We start from the raw sequence: 19,927 nt of genomic DNA, 5'->3' as shown, positions 1-19,927 counted from the left end.
GACAGCAAGCACGGCGGTCAGGACATGGCCTGCACGCAATTTCCGGCTTTCGCACGGTCACCGGATAAATCCGGTTTTCGTGACGCCAATTCGTCAGGCCAAAGCCTGACAGTCTGGCAAATAGTATACATCGAAAAGACTGGCGGCGAAAGAAAGCGGCTCAATGAGATTGAGCCCCGCGTCAACTGATCTCAAACCAGCAACCACACGCACTTTCCATTCGGGCGCATCCCGAAAAATGTGAAACGGCTTTCGGAAGAGATGCGCGTCACAACAAATGATTAGATCGCCGATCTGATTCAATCTGATCGAAACGCTCTCTCATGAAAGCACGGCGAGGCCAGTTTCTGGATTCTATCGGGGAATAATGGTGCTGCGAGAGAGGATTGAACTCTCGACCTCTCCCTTACCAAGGGAGTGCTCTACCACTGAGCTACCGCAGCAATCTCTTGAGTGCGGCGGACTTCTGCCACATCATTACGCAAATCGCAAGCAAGCAATTGCATTTCTTTTCACATAATGTGGAAATCTGCCGGACACGCATTTGAAAGCAGCTTTTCCGGCCCTTTTTCCCGTAGTAGAAGACCGCCATGAGCGAAAATACGACCAACAAAGAGAAACAAACCCAATCGGACCAGCGCAAAAAGCGCCGGGCCGAGGAGTTGCGCGCGAATCTGATGCGCCGCAAAGCCCAATCCAGATCGCGTCGCGCGGGCGAAGCGGATGAACGAAACGACGGCATCACCGCTGCCAGCGACGACACCGACTGAGAATCGCACCATCAAAGCCTTCCTTGAAGATAGGGGGGCTCTGCGGTAAAAGCTCATTTCTGTTCTTCGCAGCGATGTCGTCCTATTGTGATTCGTATTTGACGTAATTTGGCCGCAAGACTCGTAATTTCATGACGCAACACCACCGCGCCGTATTGGCTGCCGGATTTGGTGAAATTTATCGGGCAAGGTATCGGCCCAGAAGGTGACACAGCATGGATCGCATCAAAATCGTTGGCGGCAACAAGCTCAACGGCATCATTCCAATTTCCGGCGCAAAAAACGCCGCTCTGCCGTTGATGATCGCCTCGCTTCTGACCGACGATACGCTGACGCTCGAAAATGTGCCGCATCTGGCCGACGTCGAACAGTTGATCCGCATCCTCAGCAATCATGGCGTCGATTATTCGGTCAATGGCCGTCGTGAGCATCAGGATGGAGCCTATTCGCGCACGATCCATTTCACTGCCCGCAATATCGTCACCACGACGGCACCTTATGAACTCGTTTCCAAGATGCGTGCGAGTTTCTGGGTGATTGCGCCTCTTCTCGCGCGCATGGGCGAAGCAAATGTTTCCCTGCCGGGCGGCTGCGCCATCGGAACGCGTCCGGTCGATCTTCTCCTCGAAGCTCTATTAGCTCTTGGAGCCGACATCGAAATCGAAAACGGCTATGCCAAGGCAAAGGCCAGGAACGGTCTCGTCGGCGCGCGTTACAAGTTCCCGAAGGTCTCCGTCGGCGCAACCCATGTCATGCTGATGGCAGCAGCACTCGCCAAGGGCGAAACCGTCATCGAGAATGCCGCTCGCGAACCGGAAGTCGTCAATCTCGCCGACTGCCTCAATGCAATGGGCGCCAAGATCACCGGCGCCGGAACCGGCACCATCCATATCGATGGGGTCACCAACCTGTCGGGCGCGCGCGTCCGTGTTATTCCAGACCGTATCGAAGCTGGAACCTATGCCATGGCCGTCGCCATGACCGGTGGTGACGTGCTTCTGGAAGGCGCACAGGAAAGCCAGCTTTCCGCCGCTCTTGAAACGCTGCGACAGGCTGGCGCTGAAATCACCGAGACCAATAGCGGTCTTCGCGTTGTCCGCAACGGCCACGGTATTCACCCTGTTGACGTTACTACAGACCCTTTCCCCGGTTTCCCGACCGATTTGCAGGCGCAGTTCATGGGCCTGATGACCAAGGCAAAGGGAACGTCGCGCATCACCGAAACCATTTTTGAAAATCGCTTCATGCATGTGCAGGAACTGGCACGTCTTGGCGCAAAAATCTCCCTGTCCGGCCAGACTGCTACCGTCGAAGGCGTGGAACGCCTGAAAGGCGCACAGGTAATGGCAACCGATCTTCGGGCCTCGGTTTCGCTTGTGATCGCCGGCCTTGCCGCTGAGGGCGAGACCCTGGTCAACCGCGTGTATCATCTGGATCGCGGCTTTGAGCGTCTGGAAGAAAAACTGTCCCGCTGCGGCGCGACAGTAGAACGTATCAGTGGCTGATCGGACCAGGCCGGAGTGACATTCAGTGCTCCGGCTTTTTCTTGCGCTGCGCTAAAGATTCCAATCGACGAAAGACAGGCTTGAAAAGCCTGTCGATTTTTTTGCCTTGACATGCCAAGTTGATAATTGGCCGCGCGGGCGATTGATTTTTGGTTCGCCGGGAACAGTTATTGGCCGACAATGGAAAGTGGTGCTGGAGTATGGATATGTTGAAGCTTGTGGCGCTGGATGAGGAGGATTTGCAGGTCCTGTCCGCTCATCTTCAGGACGCAGTTTTGAAAGTATCCGACCTTCAGTATCTCGGAAACGAGAAGCGCTTCGTCCTGACGGCAAATCGTTTTGTCTGGGAGGAAAGCAAGCCGAAATTCCTGCGCAAGCCGCAATATCAGCGCAGGCGCACCGCCCTGCACTTCAATCGCGTGATTGCAGCCAAGGCAGTCGGCATTGATCGCCAGAAGCCGGATGAAGTGCTTTCCCTGATGGCCATTCAGTTCATGACCAGTGAAGCACCTGCCGGAACAATAGAACTGACTTTTTCGGCAAATGCGGCTATCCGTCTTGAAGTGGAATGTATCGAAGCGCAAATGACGGACCTTGGCGCGGCATGGGAAACTGAATCACTGCCTCGCCATAACGTCTAGCCCAAACCTGGATGAGCTGAATCATCGCGGTTTGGTAAGCCCGTGCGGCGATTGAGCATTTTCAGGGCCTGGATAGCGTCAGCATCTCAGCGCCCTGGCATAGGAGAGGGTTCTACAAAACCGTCTTTCGTCAGCCGGACGCCAATCTGGCAAAGCATATTTGAAGGAACAGAAGCGTGGTCAAGACGCTCAGACAAACCGATCCCGATTTCGAGAGTAATTTCGCGACATTTCTGGCCAGTAAACGCGAGGCGTCCGAGGATGTCGATCGTGCGGCCCGCGAGATCGTTGAGCGGGTGCGGCGCGAAGGCGACAGCGCGCTCATCGACTACTCCCGTCGCTTTGACCGGATCGATCTCGATAAAACCGGAATCGCGGTCACTGAAGCTGAAATCGATGCCGCATTCGACACAGCCCCGGCGTCGACGATCGAAGCGCTGAAGCTTGCTCACGAGCGCATCGAGAAGCACCATGCACGGCAGCTTCCCAAGGATGATCGTTATACGGATGCGCTCGGCGTCGAACTCGGCTCGCGCTGGACAGCTATCGAAGCTGTGGGGCTCTATGTTCCGGGCGGCACGGCAAGCTACCCAAGTTCCGTATTGATGAACGCCGTTCCTGCCAAGGTGGCAGGCGTAGAACGCATTGTCATGGTGGTTCCGGCACCCGATGGCATTCTCAATCCATTGGTTCTGGTGGCAGCACGTCTGGCTGGCGTTTCGGAAATCTACCGTGTCGGCGGCGCGCAGGCTATCGCGGCCCTCGCCTATGGCACCGAAACAATTCGTCCCGTTGCCAAGATCGTCGGCCCCGGCAATGCCTATGTTGCGGCCGCCAAGCGTATTGTCTTCGGCACGGTCGGCATCGACATGATCGCTGGCCCGTCGGAAGTGCTGGTCATTGCCGACAAGGACAACAATCCCGACTGGATCGCCGCCGACCTCCTTGCCCAGGCGGAGCACGATACAGCGGCGCAATCGATCCTCATGACCAATGATGAAGCGCTCGCACAGGCTGTCGAAGAAGCTGTTGAACGGCAGCTCCGCAACCTTCCGCGCGCGCAAACTGCAGCCGCGAGCTGGCGCGATTTCGGCGCGGTTATTCTGGTCGAGGATTTCGAGGCAGCCATCCCGCTTGCCAATCGCATTGCAGCCGAGCATCTGGAAATCGCCACAGCCGATCCGGAAGCCTTGCTGCCAAAAATCCGCAATGCAGGATCGATCTTCATCGGCGGTTATACGCCGGAAGTGATCGGCGATTATGTCGGCGGCTGTAACCACGTTCTGCCGACGGCGCGCTCGGCACGTTTTTCATCCGGCTTGTCGGTTCTCGATTACATGAAACGAACCTCGCTTCTCAAACTCGGCCCTGATCAACTGCGTGTGCTCGGACCTGCGGCAATCGAGATTGCCCGCGCCGAAGGCCTTGACGCACACGCACAGTCTGTCGCTATCCGGCTGAATCTATGAGGTGACATGACTGCCGCTGTTCCAAATGCGCGCCTTGTTGACGTCGAGCTCGATGAATCCATCGGGCGCTCGACACCTGACGTCGAGCATGAACGTGCGGTGGCCATTTTTGACCTTATCGAAGAAAATTCCTTCCACCCGATCGGAGACGAGACGGGAGGACCTTATCGTCTGAAGCTTTCATTGATGGAATCACGGCTGATCTTCGCCATTACCCGGGAAGCCGGTGAAGACGTCGCGACCCATATTCTCTCGCTCACGCCCTTGCGGCGTGTCGTGCGGGATTATTTCATGATTTGCGAAAGCTATTATCAGGCGATCCGGTCGGCCACGCCAAGCAAGATCGAAGCAATCGACATGGGACGGCGCGGCCTTCACAATGAAGGATCGCAAACGCTCCAGAACAGGTTGCAGGGCAAGATCGAGGTTGATTTCAACACGGCACGGCGGCTTTTCACACTTGTCTGCGTCCTGCACTGGAGAGGCTGATCATTGATGGTCATCACCGATGCCCCTCCCGTAAATTTTGGCGCCGACGGCGACGAAGATCACAAACCGAGCCTGCCCAAGTCCCTGCTTTTTGTCTGCGGCAAGAATGCAATTCGTTCCCCCATGGCGGAATTGCTTGCAAGACAGGCCCTGCCACCCAATATTTATGTAGCTTCTGCAGGTGTGAAACGGGGCGAACGTGATCCGTTTGTCGATGCTGTCCTTCAGGAAGAAGGCTTGTCGCTTGATAACCGGCAACCGCGTGGCCTCGAAGAACTTGCTGATGGCTATTTCGACCTGATTGTAACGCTGACACCACTTGCCCACCATACTGTGCTGGAGCGAATGCGGGGGTTCTCGGTTGATGTCGAATATTGGCCGACGCCGGACCCGACCTTGGTAACCGGCAGCCGAAGCCAGATCATGGCGGCGTATCGCGATGTGCGGGACCGTCTGAAGCGGCAAATCATGCAGCGTTTTAATGAGCATTGAGTTCACGGAATTCCGTTGTTCACAAATGCCGCCTAATCATATAGGTTCCGCGCAAATTCCGACCTAAAGACCGCTCGAGAGCGGCATTTTATCAAAGAAAGAAACAGGTATCGCATGGCGAAAGAAGAAGTCCTAGAATTTCCGGGTGTTGTTACGGAACTGCTGCCGAATGCTATGTTCCGCGTGAAGCTCGAGAACGAACATGAAATCATCGCCCATACGGCAGGCCGTATGCGCAAGAATCGCATCCGCGTTCTGGCTGGCGACAAGGTTCTGGTTGAGATGACCCCTTACGATCTGACCAAGGGCCGCATCACCTACCGCTTCAAGTAAGCAATCCGTTCCCGTTCCAGGAAATGTCTATTCGATGAGCGCGCAACACAAGCTGGTTCTTGCCTCCGGTTCTCCACGCAGGATCGAGCTTCTGGGGCAGGCAGGCATCGAACCGGACCACATTCATCCGGCTGATATAGATGAAACGCCGCAGCGCGCGGAACACCCGCGCTCGCTGGCGCGACGTCTGTCGCGGGAAAAGGCACGCAAGGCACAGGAGCAGTTGAAGGACGATGCGAATTTCGCTGGCGCCTTTATGCTTGCAGCCGATACTGTCGTGGCCGTCGGTCGGCGCATTCTCCCCAAAACGGAGAGTGCCGACGAAGCCCGAGAATGTCTAAGGTTGCTTTCCGGGCGTTCTCACAAGGTCTTCACAGGTGTGAGCCTTGTCTTGCCGAACGGGAATTTGCGCCAGACACTGGTTGAAACACGCCTGCGTTTCGAGCGGTTATCCCGCCAGCAGATAGACGCCTATCTCTCGTCTGGAGAATGGCGCGGTAAAGCGGGCGGCTATGCAATCCAGGGACTGGCGGGCAGTTTCGTCGTGAAGCTGGTCGGGTCCTATACAAACGTCGTGGGATTGCCGCTGCAGGAAACCATAAGCCTGCTGAGCGATGTCGACTACCCGGTTTACGCTAACTGGAATAGCGGGAAAGTCTGAGAACAGGCATGAGTGACAAGAAGGACATATCGGCAGCCGCAGGTGCACGAGTGACGCCATTGCGCCCGACGCGCCCCTGCCCGGAATGCGGAAAGCCTTCATCGCGCGAATCCTACCCGTTCTGTTCGCCACGCTGTAAAAGCATCGATCTCAATCGCTGGCTGTCGGGCAGCTATGTATTGCCGGGAAAGCCGATCGATGAAGAGGAAGAAGAAGGAAACTAGGCCTCTCTCAAAGCGGCTTCCTCCAATAAAATCAGTTATTTATCGAAACTGTGAGAAAAGCTGATAAAAATTGCGATACGGTGCTGGACAGCGCGAAATTTAATGCTATAACCCACCCACTTCCGGCGGGAACCAACACCGCCTCGAACGAGCAAATTGCTTGTTACGGATGCCCGGATAGCTCAGTTGGTAGAGCAGCGGATTGAAAATCCGCGTGTCGGTGGTTCGAATCCGCCTCCGGGCACCATCTATCTCTTCAGTAGTAATAGCGATAGTCTTTGTCTTTTCGGGCCTCTGCGCTTGTTCGGCTAGTGTGGTGGACTTTGATCGAAATATTGACCTGACGATTTTCCTCTGCGAGGACTAATCGTTCCACCAGTTCCTTCCAAATTTTCACCACGCGAGGAAATCTCCATGCTCTGGACGTTGTTCGGCATCCTTTCCGGTGCCTGTATTGCTATTCAGGCGCCCATCAATGCGGCCCTGGCCCGTGGATTGGGATCGCCTGTAACGGCTGCTGCGATTTCGTTCCTTTCTGGCGCTGTCATCCTTGCTGTCATCGCCGGAATCACCGCACGCGCGACGGGTGCAATGCCAGCGTTCAACGTGCCTGCGGGCTGGCTGTTCGTGGCTGGCGGTGCGCTTGGCTGTATCTATGTGACCGCATCCGTGTTGCTGACGCCACGCATCGGGGCTGCTGCCGTGATGGGGCTTGCTGTTGCGGGGCAATTGATGGCCGGGCTGGCTGCTGACCGCATCGGCTTCATGGGCGTTGCGGTGCGTGAAATCACTGCGGGACGCATTGCCGGTGCGGTTCTGTTGCTTTCCGGCGCGTTGATGATCCGCTTTCTTTAGAGCGCGTTTCGATCTGATTGAATCAGATCGGCGCTCTAACTGCTTGTTTTAACGCGCATCATACCCGAAAGCCGTTTCACACTTTTCGGGATGCGCTCGAAACACAAAAGCCGCGCTTTCCAGCGCGGCTTTCGCTTTTTACCATCGAGAAACTGGCTCTCAACCCTTGAACGTATATTCCGCAATCGACTGCGGCTTCATCTCGATCGAAAAGCCCGGCAGCGACGGCGGCATATAGGCCGCGTCCTTGATCACGCATGGGTCGATGAAGTGCTCATGCAGATGATCGACATATTCGATCACACGGCCTTCCTTGGTGCCTGAAACGGCCACATAGTCGATCATCGACAGATGCTGCACATATTCGCACAGGCCAACGCCGCCCGCATGCGGCCAGACCGGCTTGCCGAACTTCGCAGCCATCAGCAGCACGGCCAGAACTTCGTTCAGTCCGCCCATGCGGCACGAGTCGATCTGAACGATGTCGATGGCGCCTTCCGCGATGAACTGCTTGAACATGATGCGGTTCTGGCACATTTCGCCAGTCGCAACCTTCACGTCGCCAATGGCCTGACGAATCTTGCGATGGCCTGCAACATCGTCCGGGCTGGTCGGTTCTTCAATGAAGAACGGCTTCGAGAAGGCTAGCTTGTTGACCCATTCGATGGCCTGATCGACCTCCCAGACCTGATTGGCGTCGATCATCAGATAACGGTCGGGACCGATCACTTCGCGCGCAATGGTCAGGCGGCGGATATCGTCTTCGAGATCGCGGCCGACCTTCATCTTGACGTGGTCGAAACCTTCATCGATGGCTTCCTGGCAAAGACGGCGCAACTTGTCGTCGTCATAGCCGAGCCAGCCAGCCGACGTCGTGTAGCAGGCATAGCCTTCCGCTTCGAGCGTGGCGATACGTTCCGCCTTGCCAGCTTCCGCCTTGCGGAGGATCGCAAGAGCCTCGTCACGCGTCAGCGCATCGGTGAGATAGCGATAATCGACAATGTCGGCGATTTCTTCCGGCGACATGTCGGCCACAAGCCGCCATACCGGCTTGCCAGCCTGCTTTGCAGCCAGGTCCCAGAAGGCGTTGACGACAGCGCCGGTGGCGAGGTGCATCGCGCCCTTGTCCGGGCCGATCCAGCGCAGCTGGCTGTCGCCGGTCAGGTAGCGCCAGAACTTGCCGGGGGCCGCGAGGAAATCATCCTTCGAGGAACCCACGACCAGATGGCGCATGGCGAGAATCGCCTGACAGCAAATGTCGTTGCCGCGTCCGATGGTGAAGGTGAGGCCGTGGCCCTTCAACGACGTGTCATCCGTATCGAGGATGACATAGGCCGCCGAATAATCCGGGTCCGGGTTCATGGCATCCGAGCCGTCCAGACTTTGCGAAGTCGGGAAACGCAGGTCGAAGACGCGCAGGTCAGTGATTTTCGTCATGATATATCCGTGATCAGGGCATGATCCCAAAACATGGGAACGGTCTTGGGATCATGCATAAACAAACACCTAGATGTCAGCGCGTACGTTCTGCTTCTGCGAACCAAGGCCTTCAATGCCGAGTTCGACGACATCGCCAGCCTTCAGGTAGCGAGGCGGCTTCATGCCCATGCCGACGCCGGGAGGCGTGCCGGTGGAGATGATATCGCCCGGCTGAAGCGACATGAACTGCGAGAGATAGGAAACGAGGTGGCGAATGCCGTAGATCATCGTCTTCGACGAGCCGTTCTGCATGGTTTCGCCATTGACCTTCAGCCACATGCCAAGATTTTCCGGGTCAGCAACTTCGTCCTTGGTCACGAGCCACGGGCCGGTCGGGCCGAATGTGTCGCAGGACTTGCCCTTCGTCCACTGACCCTGACGCTCGATCTGGAAAGCGCGCTCAGACACATCATGGATGGTGCAATAACCAGCAACATAATCAAGCGCATCGTCTTCCGACACGTATTTCGCGGTCTTGCCGATCACGATACCGAGTTCGACTTCCCAATCGGTCTTTTCAGAACCGCGCGGAATGAGCAGGTCGTCATTCGGGCCAACGATTGCCGATGTAGCCTTCATGAAGATGATCGGCTCTGGCGGTACGGTAGCGCCCGTTTCAGCCGCATGGTCGGAATAGTTGAGACCGATGCAGATGAACTTGCCGGTGCCAGCAACGCACGGGCCAAGGCGCGGATTGCCTTCGACCTTTGGCAGCGAATTGACGTCGACAGCGCCAAGCTTGGCCAGCGCATCGGGGGCCAGAGCCGCACCGGAAAGGTCGCTTACATGCGCGGAGAGATCGCGGATCGCACCATCGGCATCGAGAATGCCCGGCTTTTCCTGACCGGCTTCACCGTAACGAAGAAATTTCATGAGTTTACTCCTTTGGGGGGATGAAAGAGATGGGGCTAAGGGTGGTTGAGATTCTGGCTATGGCGTGCCGAAAATGGTGTTTTTCGAGAACCGGAGCGGAATGTACTTAAAGGTACATGAGCACCGGAAGGCGAAGAAAAATGCCATTTGCAGGCCGCCAGAGCCTGAATATCGATTGCCCTAAATCGTCCAGCCGCCATCAATGTTGTAAGCCTGACCGGTCGTGTAGGTCGCACCGGCGAGATACACGGCGAGATCAGCGATTTCTTCCGGCTGACCGATGCGGCCAATCGGCTGACGGGCGATGAACGCCGCGCGCTGTTCTTCATAATCGCCCTGCGCACGCAGGCGGTCCTGAAGCGATGGGCTTTCAACCGTACCGGGGCAGATGGCGTTGCAGCGGATGCCCTTGGCAACATAGTCGGCAGCAATAGCCTTGGTCAGACCAATGACAGCGGCCTTGGTGACGCCATAGGCAAAGCGGTTCGGCACGCCCTTCACGCTCGACGCGACGGACGCCATGTTGACGATAGAACCGTCCTTGCGCTCCAGCATGCCTGGCAGCACGGCGCGAATGGTGCGGATCATCGAGCGGATATTGAGATTGACGGCGAAGTCGAGGTCTTCGTCCTTCATTTCCAAAATCGAGCCGCCATGGACGACGCCTGCGCAATTGAACAGGATGTCCACCTGACCGATTTCGGCGACCAGCGCCTTCACTTCCGCTTCATCAAGCACATTGAGCTTGCGGGTGACGATACCGTTGACACCGTCGATTTCCTTGAGAGCTGCCTCGTTGATGTCGGTCGCATAGACCTTGGCGCCAGCTTCCGCAAAAGCCAGTGCACTTGCACGGCCAATGCCCTGAGCGGCAGCCGTCACCAGTGCGGTTTTTCCATCAAATCGTATCGTCATTTTCAAGCCTTCCGTTCGACAAGCAGGATGTGGTCGCAAGCGAGCACCACTTCATCCCGCTGATTAAGCACTTCGCAGCGTTCCGTCACGCGTCCCATAGTGGCGCGCTTGGGATCGTCTTCCTTGGCGCTGATCGTAACCCGTGTGCGGATCGTATCGCCGATATGCACCGGACGAATAAACCGCAGACGATCATAACCATAGGAAAAAGCAACCGGGTTGATCAGCGTCGCCGTGAGGCCGACGCCGATTGCAAAGATCATGGTGCCATGCGCAATGCGCTGGCCGCCCGGCAATGTCTTGGCAAATTCCGCATCCATATGATGCGGGAAAAAATCGCCCGTATGCCCGGCATGAACCACGAAATCGGTTTCGGTGATGGTGCGGCCCGTGGTGAGGCGCACATGATTCATTTCATAGTCTTCGTAGTAGATTTTCTGTTCGGCCATGATCAGACCTCCGGTTTTGCGGCAAGCGGCGTGGCGGGCGCAGCGCTCGACTGATAGGCGGCCTCGACAAGCGCCATGGTGTGCCAGGCATCTTCGACAGAACCAAAGAGCTCAGCATCTTCGCCTGTCGCGAAACGCTGCAACTGCGCCATGCGATTGAGGAAAGCGTCGGGGAACCAGGCACCTTCGAGCGGCACGGAAACCCAGTCATCACCGCCCTTGGGCTTGATCCAAAGCTCGTCCGGCTCACCGCGCGGATAGTCGAGATTGACGCCCAGTTTCACATAGGCCGCACCTTGCGCGCCACAGATGCGGAACTCGCAGGCCTGAAACTTGCGGCCGAAATCATGGTCATGATTGACCGACAGAGCACAACGGACACGGTCGCCATAATCGAGGATTGCGGCGGTGCGGGTCTGAGCCACGTCATGGTTCGGATGACCGATGGTCTTGGCATGAACACCGAGCGGATTGCCAAGCAGACCGCGGATGAAATCCAGATAATGGATCGAATGCATGGCGATCTCGATGCGCGGCAGACCTTTCAGGAAAGGCCACAGACCCCATGGCGTGGCGAGCGCCAGCCAGGCGTCGAAATCCACCACTTCGCCAAGCAGGCCCTTATCGACGGCGTCGTAAAGCGCGAGCATCATCGGCGCGAAACGCAGCTGGAAATTCACCGCCGCTTTCAGATTGCGCGCGCGGCAGACCTTCAGGATCTCTGTTGCTGCGGCAAGGTCGCTGCCCATCGGCTTCTGGATCAGAACAGCCGCACCTTCCGGCAATTGCGACAGGATCGCTGCATGGGCCGACGGTGGCGTTGCCAGATCGAAGATCGCGCCTTCGACGGCAAGCGCTTCCTCAGCGCTGGCAAAAGCCTTGATGCCCCACTGGTCGGCTAGCTCTTTAGCCTTGTCCAGATTGGGATCAAAAATACCGGCAACCGGAAAGCCGCCCTTCTTATAGGCGGGCAGATGCGCGTCGCCGACAATGCTGCCCGCGCCGAAGATCACGATGGGTTTTGGCTTGGAGGGCTTGGCCCACCACTGACGCAGCTGCTTTGGATCGAAAGCCTCAGTCATGATGGAACACCTCTTCCATCATTGCCCACCACTCGCCCTCTTTGCGGGTTTCGAGCGGCTTCTGGCATGGCATGCAGACGGACCACCATTCCTGATTTTTCGGGTTATCGGCCATCTTCTTCATGTCGGCGTCAAAGTCGGTGCCGACATAGTCCCATGTGCCGAACAACAGATTTTCCGGCTCTTTCAGAAAGATCGTATAGTTGGTGATGTTGCATTCCGAGATGAGCGCAAGAATTTCCGGCCACACGGCAGCGTGCAGCTTCTTATATTCTGCGATCTTCTCCGCATTGAGGCCAATCACCATGCCCATGCGCTGTTTTGCGGGAGACGTCATGCCGCCTCCGTGATCTCGCGGGTGAATTCCGAAATCGACCGGGCGCGCACTGCGTCCCAATCCCACTCGATGCCAATACCTGGCTCGGATGGTGCAATGGCGCGGCCGTCGCGGATTTCCATGCCCTTGGTGGTGAGGTCGTCGAGCTGCGGAATATATTCGACATAGCGACCGTTCTGCACCGCGCAGACGAGGCTGACATGCAGCTCCATCAGGAAGTGCGGGCAGACCGGAATGTCGAATGTTTCAGCCGCATGGGCGACTTTCAGCCAAGGCGTGATGCCGCCGATGCGCGCAACATCCACCTGCACGATGGAGCATGCACCCTTCTGCATATATTCGCGGAAATGGCGGATCGAATAGATGGATTCGCCCACCGCAATCGGCGTCGGAGTGGAGCGCGTCAGGCGGATATGACCGTCGAGATCGTCAGCTGGAAGCGGTTCTTCGATCCATGCCAGATCAAGCTCCTTCAGGCGCTCGGCGCGGCGAATGGCTTCGTCCACCGTAAAGCCCTGATTGCAATCAGTCATGATTTCGAAGCCGTCGCCCAGCGCCGCACGCACTGCGGACAGGCGCGCATAATCTTCAGAACCGTGCGGCTTGCCGATCTTGACTTTGGAGCCGGTGAAGCCCTTGGCCTTGGCCTGCAATGCATCCTCGACCAGCGCTTCTTTCTCGATATGCAGCCAGCCGCCTTCGGTCGTGTAGAGCGGGCAGCTTTCCTTGGCGCCGCCTGCGAGCTTCCAGAGCGGCAGGCCCTGCTTCTTCGCGCGCAGATCCCAAAGCGCAGTATCGACTGCCGCCAGCGCCAGCGCGGTGATCGGGCCGATGGTCGTGGCATGGGTTGCGAATTCCAGCTTGCGCCAGATAGCTTCGATACAATCGGCGTCCTCACCGATGATCAGCGGCACGAGATGGTCGCTCAATAGGCGCATGACGGACGAACCGCCAGTGCCGATCGTATAGCTGTAGCCCGTACCGACCGCACCGTCGCTATCGGTGATGGTGACAATCGGCGTTTCCTGGCTGACGAAGCTCTGGATCGCGTCGGTGCGCTTGACCTTCGGCGGAAGGTCAACCATGCGCAGTTCAACTTTTTCAATACGTGCCATGATTAAGCCGCCAAAGTTTTGCCGGTTGCGGCATCGAAAAGATGCGCCTGCGACAGATCGAGTTGCATTGTGATGGTTTCGCCTGGTTGCAGGTGACGCGGGTTCAGCATGCGCGCCACCCATTCCTTGCCGGCGAATTCCACGAAAACCAGCGTTTCATTGCCGAGCGGCTCGGTGATCGAAACACGCATGTCTTTTTCATGCACAGCGTCGCTTGTGGAAATGCCGTGGCCTTTCGGGAAGACATCATCCGGGCGCAGGCCGAATGTCACCTTGGAGCCGTCCTTGGCCTTGCCCCTGAACTGGGCAGGTAGCGGCAGGTGGTCGCCATTGGCAAAGACCAGATCATCGCCCGTCACCGTCGCTTCGCCCATATTCATCGGCGGGGAGCCGATGAAACCGGCAACGAACTGCGTTGCCGGGCGCTTGAAGACTTCATCCGGGGTTCCGGCCTGCTCGATATGGCCATCGCGCATGATGACGATACGGTCGGCAAGCGTCATGGCTTCGACCTGATCATGCGTGACGTAAACGACCGTCGACTGCACCTTGGCATGCAGCTTCTTGATTTCAGTGCGCATCTGGGTACGCAGCTTGGCGTCGAGGTTCGACAGCGGTTCGTCGAACAGGAACACTTCCGGATTGCGCACAATGGCGCGGCCCATGGCGACGCGCTGGCGCTGGCCGCCGGAGAGCTGCGCCGGGCGACGTTCCATCAGCGCTTCAAGACCGAGAATGGCCGAGGCCTCATTGACGCGACGGTCGATTTCCGCCTGCGACTGCTTGGCGATCTTCAGCGAGAAACCCATGTTCTCGCGCACCGACATATGCGGATAAAGCGCATAGGACTGGAACACCATCGAGATGTTGCGGTCGCGTGGCGGCAGATCGTTGACTTGCCTGCCGCCGATTTCCAGCGTGCCGTCGGTGATGGATTCCAGACCCGCAATCATGCGCAGCGTCGTGGACTTGCCGCAGCCGGACGGACCGACCAGCGCCACGAACTCCTTGTCCGCGATTTCGAGATTGATGCCATGCACCACGCCGACATTGCCGTAGCGCTTGACGAGATTTTTGATGGAAAGCTGAGCCATTGCTATATCAACCTTTAACCGCGCCGAACGTCAGACCAGCAACAAGGTGTTTCTGGACGATGAATGTGAGGGTCAGCGCCGGAATAATCATCACGACCGCCAGCGCGCACATGCCGCGCCAGTCGATGGTGAATTCAGCGGTGTAATCGAGAAGACCCACAGGAAGGGTCTTGGAATTGACGGAACGGGTCAGCTGGGAAGCCAGCGCATATTCGTTCCACGAGGTGAGGAAGGCAAAGATGCCTGCCGTCGCGATGCCGGGACCGGCCAGCGGAAACTCCACCTGCCAGAAAGCCTGCCAGCGCGTGCAGCCGTCAATCTGGGCGGCTTCGGCAAGATCCTTCGGCACCTGACGGAAGAAACCGTCGATCAGCCAGATCGTGAATGGCACGTTCAGCGCCACATAGGTCAGGATGAGGCCGAAATGGGTGTCGATGATGCCAACGCGGGAAAACACCATGAAGAGCGGCAGCGAGAGCGCAATACCCGGCACCGAACGCGTCAGCATAAAGCCGAGGAAGGTTGCCGACTTGCCCCAGAAGCGGAAGCGCGCGAAAGCATAGCCGCCCGAAACGCCGACGATCAGCGCAATCACGGTGGAGGTCACCGAGATGATGAGCGAGTTGCGGAAATAATCCCAGACCGGAATACCGCCAGCGCCTGCGCCCGAGAACATGGCGCGATAGGCCTCGAAGGTGATTTCCTGCGGAATCCACACCGGCGGTTTCGCCATGATTTCGACTGGCGGACGCAGTGAGGACAGCACGATCCACAGGCCGGGCAGGCAAATGACGGTCATCGCCAGAAACAGGCCGACCAGATAGGCGATTTTCTTGATACGGCGCAGCAGGCGATGCTGGCTGTTGCTGAGTGTTGTTGTTGCCATGATTACCACTCCGCTCCAATCTGCGTGCGTGCGGACGCAAGTTTGCGGAAGAACAAGACGGTGAAGAGGATCGAGAGCAGGATCGCGACATAGGCCATGGCATTGGCCATGCCCATCTGCGCATCCGCATAGGCCGTGCGGCCAACCAGCGTCCAGATCAGCTCGGTGCGGCGCGCCGGACCGCCATCGGTCATGATCTTCACAATGTCATAGGCGCGCGCCACATCCAGCGAACGGATGGTCATCGCGATATAGGCGAAAGGCATCAGGTAAGGCCAGATGACATAACGGAAGGTCTGCCACGGCGTGCAGCCATCGACGCGCGCGGCTTCCACCGGATCCTGCGGCATGGACAGAAGGCCGCCCAGAATGAGGATCGCGAAGACCGAAGTCGACATCCAGACTTCCGCCAGCAGGATGGCGATCAGCGCCAGATTGCCGTCGATCAGCCATGGAATGGCGGTATTGGTCAGGCCCAGCGATTGCAGCGCATTGTTGACCAGACCGATATTGTCATTGAACATGAACTTGAACTGGAAGCCGACAAGCACCGGCGAGAACATCATCGGAAACATCATCAGCGTGCGCAACACGCGCTGGCCACGCGTCGCCTTATTAACGAGCATGGCAAGGCCGAGGCCGAGCAGCATTTCCAGATTGAGCGCAATGGTGAGGAAGACCACCGTGCGAATGAAGGCCGCCCAGAACACCCAGTCGGTCAGAATGCGCTGATAGTTGCGGAAACCGATGAAGTTGAACAGGCTCTCGGGACGCGTCAGCCGAAACGGCGTGAAGCTCGAATAAAGCGACAGCGCGAGAGGAAACAGAACCACCGCTGCGAGGATGATAAAGGCCGGGAGCAGAAGCAGGACCGGCGGGGAAAGTCTCTTGAACATTGCTCTTCCAGACAGTGGATTGGCAAACAGTGGAACTGGCAACCGGCGGAACTGAAAACGGTGGTTCCGACCACGCAGTGCTACTGGCAAAAAAGGCCCGCCCCAAAAAGGTTTCAGGGCGGGCCCATGATTTCATTCAGGCAGGATTAGAGCTCGCCCGCATCCTCAAGAATCTGCGTTGCCTTTTTGGCAGCGTCGTCGAGAGCCTGCTGGGAGGTCTTGTCGCCAAGGATCGCAGCCTGAAGTTCAGGATAGACCGCGTTGGAAATTTCGATCCAGGACGGGGTCTGCGGAACCGGGAATGCGGTCTTTGCAGTTTCCTGGAACACCGAGAGCACTTCCTTCTTGTATGGATCGGAAGCAGCCTGTTCGATGACGTAATCCCAGACAGCGGTACGGGTCGGGAGCGTGCCTGCGGCCGATTCCTGCTTCTGCGAATCTTCGTTGGTCAGGAACCAGACGAGCGATGCAGCGGCTTCCTTCGTCGGGCAGGCTTCCGTTACCGAGAAACCATGATGACCCGACCAGCCGGTGCGCTTGCCGGAAGAACCGGTCGGCGCTGGAACGATGCCGACATTGCCAGCGACCTTCGACGACTTCGGATCGTTGAAGTAGGTCGCCCAGCCCGGCCAATCCAGATTGATCGCGATGGTGCCGGAAGCAAAGCCCGCGCCCAGTTCATCCCACAGATAGTTGGTCGTACCGGCAGGAACGGCCTTGGCCTTGTAAAGATTGACGAACCAGTCGAGCGCACGGACACCGGCTTCAGAATTGAAAGCTGGCTTGCCGTCCTTGAGATATTCGCCGCCTTCTGCGACCAGCATTTCATAGAAGCGGCCATTGATGGCTTCTTCCTTGCCCGCAAACTGCGTGCCGTAGAAATTCGGCGGATCGGCAAAGAACACAGCCTGATCGGAAACTTCTTTCCAGGTCTTTGGCGGCGCCAGATCGTAGCCGTATTTTTCCTTGAACGCGGTCTTCTTGGCGTCGTCTTCGTAAAGGCTCTTCTGATAGTAGAGCGCCGAGACGTCGAACTGTGCGCGCGGAAGCATGACCAGCTTGTCGTTAAGCGTCGAAGCCTTGATCACCGATGGCACGAAGCCTTCGATTTCGCCCGCAGGAAGCAAACCATTCAGGTCGGCATAGAGATCAGGATATTGCGGCGCAAAAGACGAATGGTTGGAGCCAACGCACCAGTTGATCGAGCCCGACGCGATGTCCGACTTGATTTCCTTGTCCAGTTCGAAGTGGTTCTTCTTGGACAGGATATTGACCTTGGCACCGGTCGCCTTTTCCCATTCAGCAATGCGCGAATAAAGCGCTTCATATTGCTGACCGCCGATCAGCTTGGCGTTTACGGTTACGCCTTCAAACTTACCCGGCAAATCGGCCGCACCAGCGGAACCCATTGCCAATGCCAATAGAGCCGTTCCTGCCAGGCAGGACGTTTTGAAACTCATCATGCTTCTCCTCCTCACGACGGACATTTCCCCGGTCCGCCCCCAATTGTGAATTTGGTATTTATATGCAAACATATTATTCAAAACCGGTCAAGGCGAGTTTCCGCACATTTGCGACTTTCGCATTCACGACTGTTCGTATATGAAGGGGAATATTCATGAGGGGAGCCAACTTGGAAACAGACGATCGCTATCGCGCCCCGGCGCTGGACAAGGGACTGGATATTCTGGAACTGCTTGCGAGCGTGGATGGCGGGCTGACACAGGCAGAAATTGCCAAGCACCTCGACCGCAGCCCCAACGAGTTTTACCGGATGCTCGACCGTCTGGTGAAGCGCGGTTACGTGACCAAGCTTGAGGGCGACCGCTATTCACTGACGCTCAAGCTGTTCGGTCTTGCACATCTTCATGCACCGGTGCGCAGACTTGCATCCTTTGCCACGCCTTTCATGCGTGAACTTGCCGATCGTTCGAAGCAGGCCAACCAGCTTGCCGTGTTTGACCGGGGATCTGTTGTCGTCATTGCACAGCAGGAAGCTCCGGATTACTGGGGCATTTCAATCCGCGTCGGTTCGCATATCAGCCTGTTCGACACCGGTTCCGGCCATGTGCTTCTCGCCTTCCGATCCCCGGAAGAACGCAAGATGATGATTGCCGAATATGCGAAAGACGGTGAAACCGTGAAGCTCGATGAGAGTTTCTACGAGCGCCTCGACCAGATTCGCGAACGCGGCTATGAAATGATGCCCAGCGCTCAGGTGGCAGGCGTCTACAACCTCTCGGCCCCGATTCTCGGCCCGGATGGCACATGCATTGCCTCACTGACCTGTCCTTACGTAACACTCGTCAATTCAGCTTCAGCACCCGACATTACGCAAACCATCAGCCTGCTTCAAAAGACCGTCAAAGACCTGTCGAAACTGGTTGGTTCCGACATCGGGGCAACCGACTAAGCAATGCCGATAATTCTTATTTGAAAACTCTCTTCTTTTTTGAAAGTATGGCATCGGAGGAGAGTTTTCATGATTATCGATACCCATCTGCATCTGATAGACAAAAGCGCGTTGGCTTACCCATGGCTGGGGGATGTACCGGCGCTCGACCGCGACTTTCTGTTTGAGACCTATCGGAAGCAGGCTGAGCGCTGCGGCATCAAGGCGGCGCTGCATATGGAAGTGGATGTGGCGGCTGATGCCATTCAGGCTGAAACGGACCACATTCAGGAGATTTCCAGAAGATCGGGCGGTTTCATCAAGGGTGCAATCGCCTCGTGCCGCCCGGAAGAGCCGGGATTCGCGGAATATCTGGAACAACAGCGCAGCAATTCTTTCGTCAAAGGCTTTCGCCGCGTGCTGCATGTCGTGCCTGACGACGTTTCCGAGGGTGCTCTTTTCCGCGAGAATATCAAGCGGCTGGAAGGCACCGGCCTGACCTTCGATCTCTGCACGCTCCCGCACCAGATCGACAAGGTGACGGCACTGGCCGATCTAGCGCCGGACGTGCAATTCGTGCTCGATCATTGCGGCGTTCCGGACATCAAGTCAGGTGCGCTGGAAGTCTGGCAGAAGGGCATTACCGAGATTGCGCAGCACGACAATGTGACGGCAAAGATTTCCGGTGTGGTTGCCTATGCCGATGCTGAAAGCTGGACTGTCGACACCGTGCGCCCCTATGTGGAGCATGTCATTCAATCCTTCGGCTGGGAGCGGATTGTGTGGGGAAGCGACTGGCCGGTCTGCACACTGGCGAGCAATATCGATGCAGGTCTTTCAACATGGGTAGCAACAACCCATGCGCTTCTTGAAGGGTGCAGCGAAGACGAAAAAGCGCTGCTTCTCTCCGAGAATGCAACGCGTCTCTGGAAACTTTAAACTTAAAGGCTGGCGAGTTTCTCGCCAGCCA

23 protein-coding genes and 2 tRNA genes are annotated in these 19,927 nt (G+C 57.1%); 13 read left to right on the top strand and 12 right to left on the bottom strand.

What is annotated here, in order from left to right; all coding sequences use genetic code 11:
* Window positions 1–368: 368 nt before the first annotated feature.
* Window positions 369–443 (bottom strand) — tRNA-Thr (locus HWX93_RS13650).
* A 147-nt stretch (window positions 444–590) separates the two neighbouring features.
* Between HWX93_RS13650 and HWX93_RS13645 the strand changes: the two genes are divergently transcribed.
* From HWX93_RS13645 to HWX93_RS13595, 11 genes are all read left to right on the top strand, one after another.
* Entirely contained in the window at window positions 591–770 is a 180-nt protein-coding gene (locus HWX93_RS13645) for a hypothetical protein (protein WP_010658099.1), read from the top strand.
* A gap of 215 nt (window positions 771–985) precedes the next feature.
* The gene (gene murA, locus HWX93_RS13640; RefSeq protein WP_151555449.1) at window positions 986–2,275 is read left to right on the top strand and encodes a UDP-N-acetylglucosamine 1-carboxyvinyltransferase; all 1,290 of its coding nucleotides are present in this window, start codon (window positions 986–988) and stop codon (window positions 2,273–2,275) included.
* Window positions 2,276–2,475: 200 nt separating this feature from the next.
* Window positions 2,476–2,916 (top strand): DUF2948 family protein, encoded by a 441-nt coding sequence (locus tag HWX93_RS13635; protein ID WP_151652196.1) that lies wholly within the window; start codon window positions 2,476–2,478, stop codon window positions 2,914–2,916.
* Window positions 2,917–3,092: 176 nt separating this feature from the next.
* Window positions 3,093–4,385, top strand: a complete 1,293-nt coding sequence (hisD, locus tag HWX93_RS13630) for a histidinol dehydrogenase (protein ID WP_151677292.1) — start codon at window positions 3,093–3,095, stop codon at window positions 4,383–4,385.
* Between the two features lie 6 nt (window positions 4,386–4,391).
* Window positions 4,392–4,874, top strand: a complete 483-nt coding sequence (locus HWX93_RS13625; protein ID WP_061344926.1) for a UPF0262 family protein — start codon at window positions 4,392–4,394, stop codon at window positions 4,872–4,874.
* Window positions 4,875–4,880: 6 nt separating this feature from the next.
* Window positions 4,881–5,366 (top strand): low molecular weight phosphatase family protein, encoded by a 486-nt coding sequence (locus tag HWX93_RS13620; RefSeq protein WP_235912787.1) that lies wholly within the window; start codon window positions 4,881–4,883, stop codon window positions 5,364–5,366.
* A 114-nt stretch (window positions 5,367–5,480) separates the two neighbouring features.
* Window positions 5,481–5,699: a translation initiation factor IF-1 gene (gene infA / locus HWX93_RS13615; protein ID WP_002965531.1), complete on the top strand. Its 219-nt coding sequence runs from the start codon at window positions 5,481–5,483 to the stop codon at window positions 5,697–5,699.
* Window positions 5,700–5,733: 34 nt separating this feature from the next.
* Window positions 5,734–6,360 carry a Maf-like protein gene (locus HWX93_RS13610; RefSeq protein ID WP_061344924.1) on the top strand — a complete coding sequence of 209 codons (627 nt, stop codon included), beginning with the start codon at window positions 5,734–5,736 and terminating at the stop codon, window positions 6,358–6,360.
* 8 nt (window positions 6,361–6,368) lie between these two features.
* Complete coding sequence (yacG, locus tag HWX93_RS13605) at window positions 6,369–6,584, top strand: DNA gyrase inhibitor YacG (RefSeq protein WP_061344923.1); 216 nt, start codon at window positions 6,369–6,371, stop codon at window positions 6,582–6,584.
* Between the two features lie 171 nt (window positions 6,585–6,755).
* Window positions 6,756–6,831: transfer RNA gene (locus HWX93_RS13600), tRNA-Phe, on the top strand.
* 167 nt (window positions 6,832–6,998) lie between these two features.
* The gene (locus tag HWX93_RS13595) at window positions 6,999–7,439 is read left to right on the top strand and encodes a DMT family transporter (RefSeq protein ID WP_029925820.1); all 441 of its coding nucleotides are present in this window, start codon (window positions 6,999–7,001) and stop codon (window positions 7,437–7,439) included.
* A 159-nt stretch (window positions 7,440–7,598) separates the two neighbouring features.
* Here the strand turns inward: HWX93_RS13595 and HWX93_RS13590 are convergent, their stop codons facing one another.
* From HWX93_RS13590 to HWX93_RS13540, 11 genes are all read right to left on the bottom strand, one after another.
* Entirely contained in the window at window positions 7,599–8,876 is a 1,278-nt protein-coding gene (locus HWX93_RS13590) for an L-fuconate dehydratase (RefSeq protein ID WP_176037615.1), read from the bottom strand.
* A 69-nt stretch (window positions 8,877–8,945) separates the two neighbouring features.
* Window positions 8,946–9,791, bottom strand: a complete 846-nt coding sequence (locus HWX93_RS13585) for a fumarylacetoacetate hydrolase family protein (protein WP_151652199.1) — start codon at window positions 9,789–9,791, stop codon at window positions 8,946–8,948.
* 180 nt (window positions 9,792–9,971) lie between these two features.
* Window positions 9,972–10,706 carry an SDR family oxidoreductase gene (locus HWX93_RS13580; protein WP_151652200.1) on the bottom strand — a complete coding sequence of 245 codons (735 nt, stop codon included), beginning with the start codon at window positions 10,704–10,706 and terminating at the stop codon, window positions 9,972–9,974.
* A gap of 2 nt (window positions 10,707–10,708) precedes the next feature.
* Complete coding sequence (locus HWX93_RS13575; protein ID WP_078337859.1) at window positions 10,709–11,155, bottom strand: MaoC/PaaZ C-terminal domain-containing protein; 447 nt, start codon at window positions 11,153–11,155, stop codon at window positions 10,709–10,711.
* Between the two features lie 2 nt (window positions 11,156–11,157).
* Window positions 11,158–12,237, bottom strand: a complete 1,080-nt coding sequence (locus tag HWX93_RS13570) for a Gfo/Idh/MocA family protein (protein ID WP_151652201.1) — start codon at window positions 12,235–12,237, stop codon at window positions 11,158–11,160.
* Window positions 12,230–12,574 carry an L-rhamnose mutarotase gene (locus HWX93_RS13565; protein ID WP_078337857.1) on the bottom strand — a complete coding sequence of 115 codons (345 nt, stop codon included), beginning with the start codon at window positions 12,572–12,574 and terminating at the stop codon, window positions 12,230–12,232. Before HWX93_RS13565 ends, HWX93_RS13570 begins: the two co-directional genes overlap by 8 nt.
* Complete coding sequence (locus tag HWX93_RS13560; RefSeq protein WP_078337856.1) at window positions 12,571–13,689, bottom strand: mandelate racemase/muconate lactonizing enzyme family protein; 1,119 nt, start codon at window positions 13,687–13,689, stop codon at window positions 12,571–12,573. Before HWX93_RS13560 ends, HWX93_RS13565 begins: the two co-directional genes overlap by 4 nt.
* Window positions 13,690–13,691: 2 nt before the next feature.
* A complete protein-coding gene (locus HWX93_RS13555; RefSeq protein WP_151652202.1) occupies window positions 13,692–14,783 on the bottom strand; it encodes an ABC transporter ATP-binding protein in 1,092 nt (363 codons plus the stop codon).
* A 7-nt stretch (window positions 14,784–14,790) separates the two neighbouring features.
* On the bottom strand, window positions 14,791–15,669 hold the full coding sequence (locus tag HWX93_RS13550) for a carbohydrate ABC transporter permease (RefSeq protein WP_151652203.1): 879 nt from the start codon (window positions 15,667–15,669) through the stop codon (window positions 14,791–14,793).
* A 2-nt stretch (window positions 15,670–15,671) separates the two neighbouring features.
* Window positions 15,672–16,565: a carbohydrate ABC transporter permease gene (locus HWX93_RS13545; protein WP_078337853.1), complete on the bottom strand. Its 894-nt coding sequence runs from the start codon at window positions 16,563–16,565 to the stop codon at window positions 15,672–15,674.
* A gap of 146 nt (window positions 16,566–16,711) precedes the next feature.
* A complete protein-coding gene (locus tag HWX93_RS13540) occupies window positions 16,712–18,028 on the bottom strand; it encodes an ABC transporter substrate-binding protein (RefSeq protein WP_151652204.1) in 1,317 nt (438 codons plus the stop codon).
* Between the two features lie 155 nt (window positions 18,029–18,183).
* Here HWX93_RS13540 and HWX93_RS13535 point away from each other — a divergent pair, with 155 nt between their 5' ends.
* Window positions 18,184–18,978, top strand: coding sequence for an IclR family transcriptional regulator (locus HWX93_RS13535; RefSeq protein ID WP_061344910.1), 795 nt, complete (start codon window positions 18,184–18,186; stop codon window positions 18,976–18,978).
* A 69-nt stretch (window positions 18,979–19,047) separates the two neighbouring features.
* Entirely contained in the window at window positions 19,048–19,896 is an 849-nt protein-coding gene (locus HWX93_RS13530; protein ID WP_151652205.1) for an amidohydrolase family protein, read from the top strand.
* Window positions 19,897–19,927 lie beyond the last annotated feature (31 nt).

The sequence above is a fragment of the Brucella tritici genome, assembly GCF_902825325.1.
GTDB lineage: Bacteria > Pseudomonadota > Alphaproteobacteria > Rhizobiales > Rhizobiaceae > Brucella.
The sequence above is the reverse complement of the archived record's forward strand: the minus strand, read 5'-3'. Positions and strand labels throughout refer to the sequence as shown.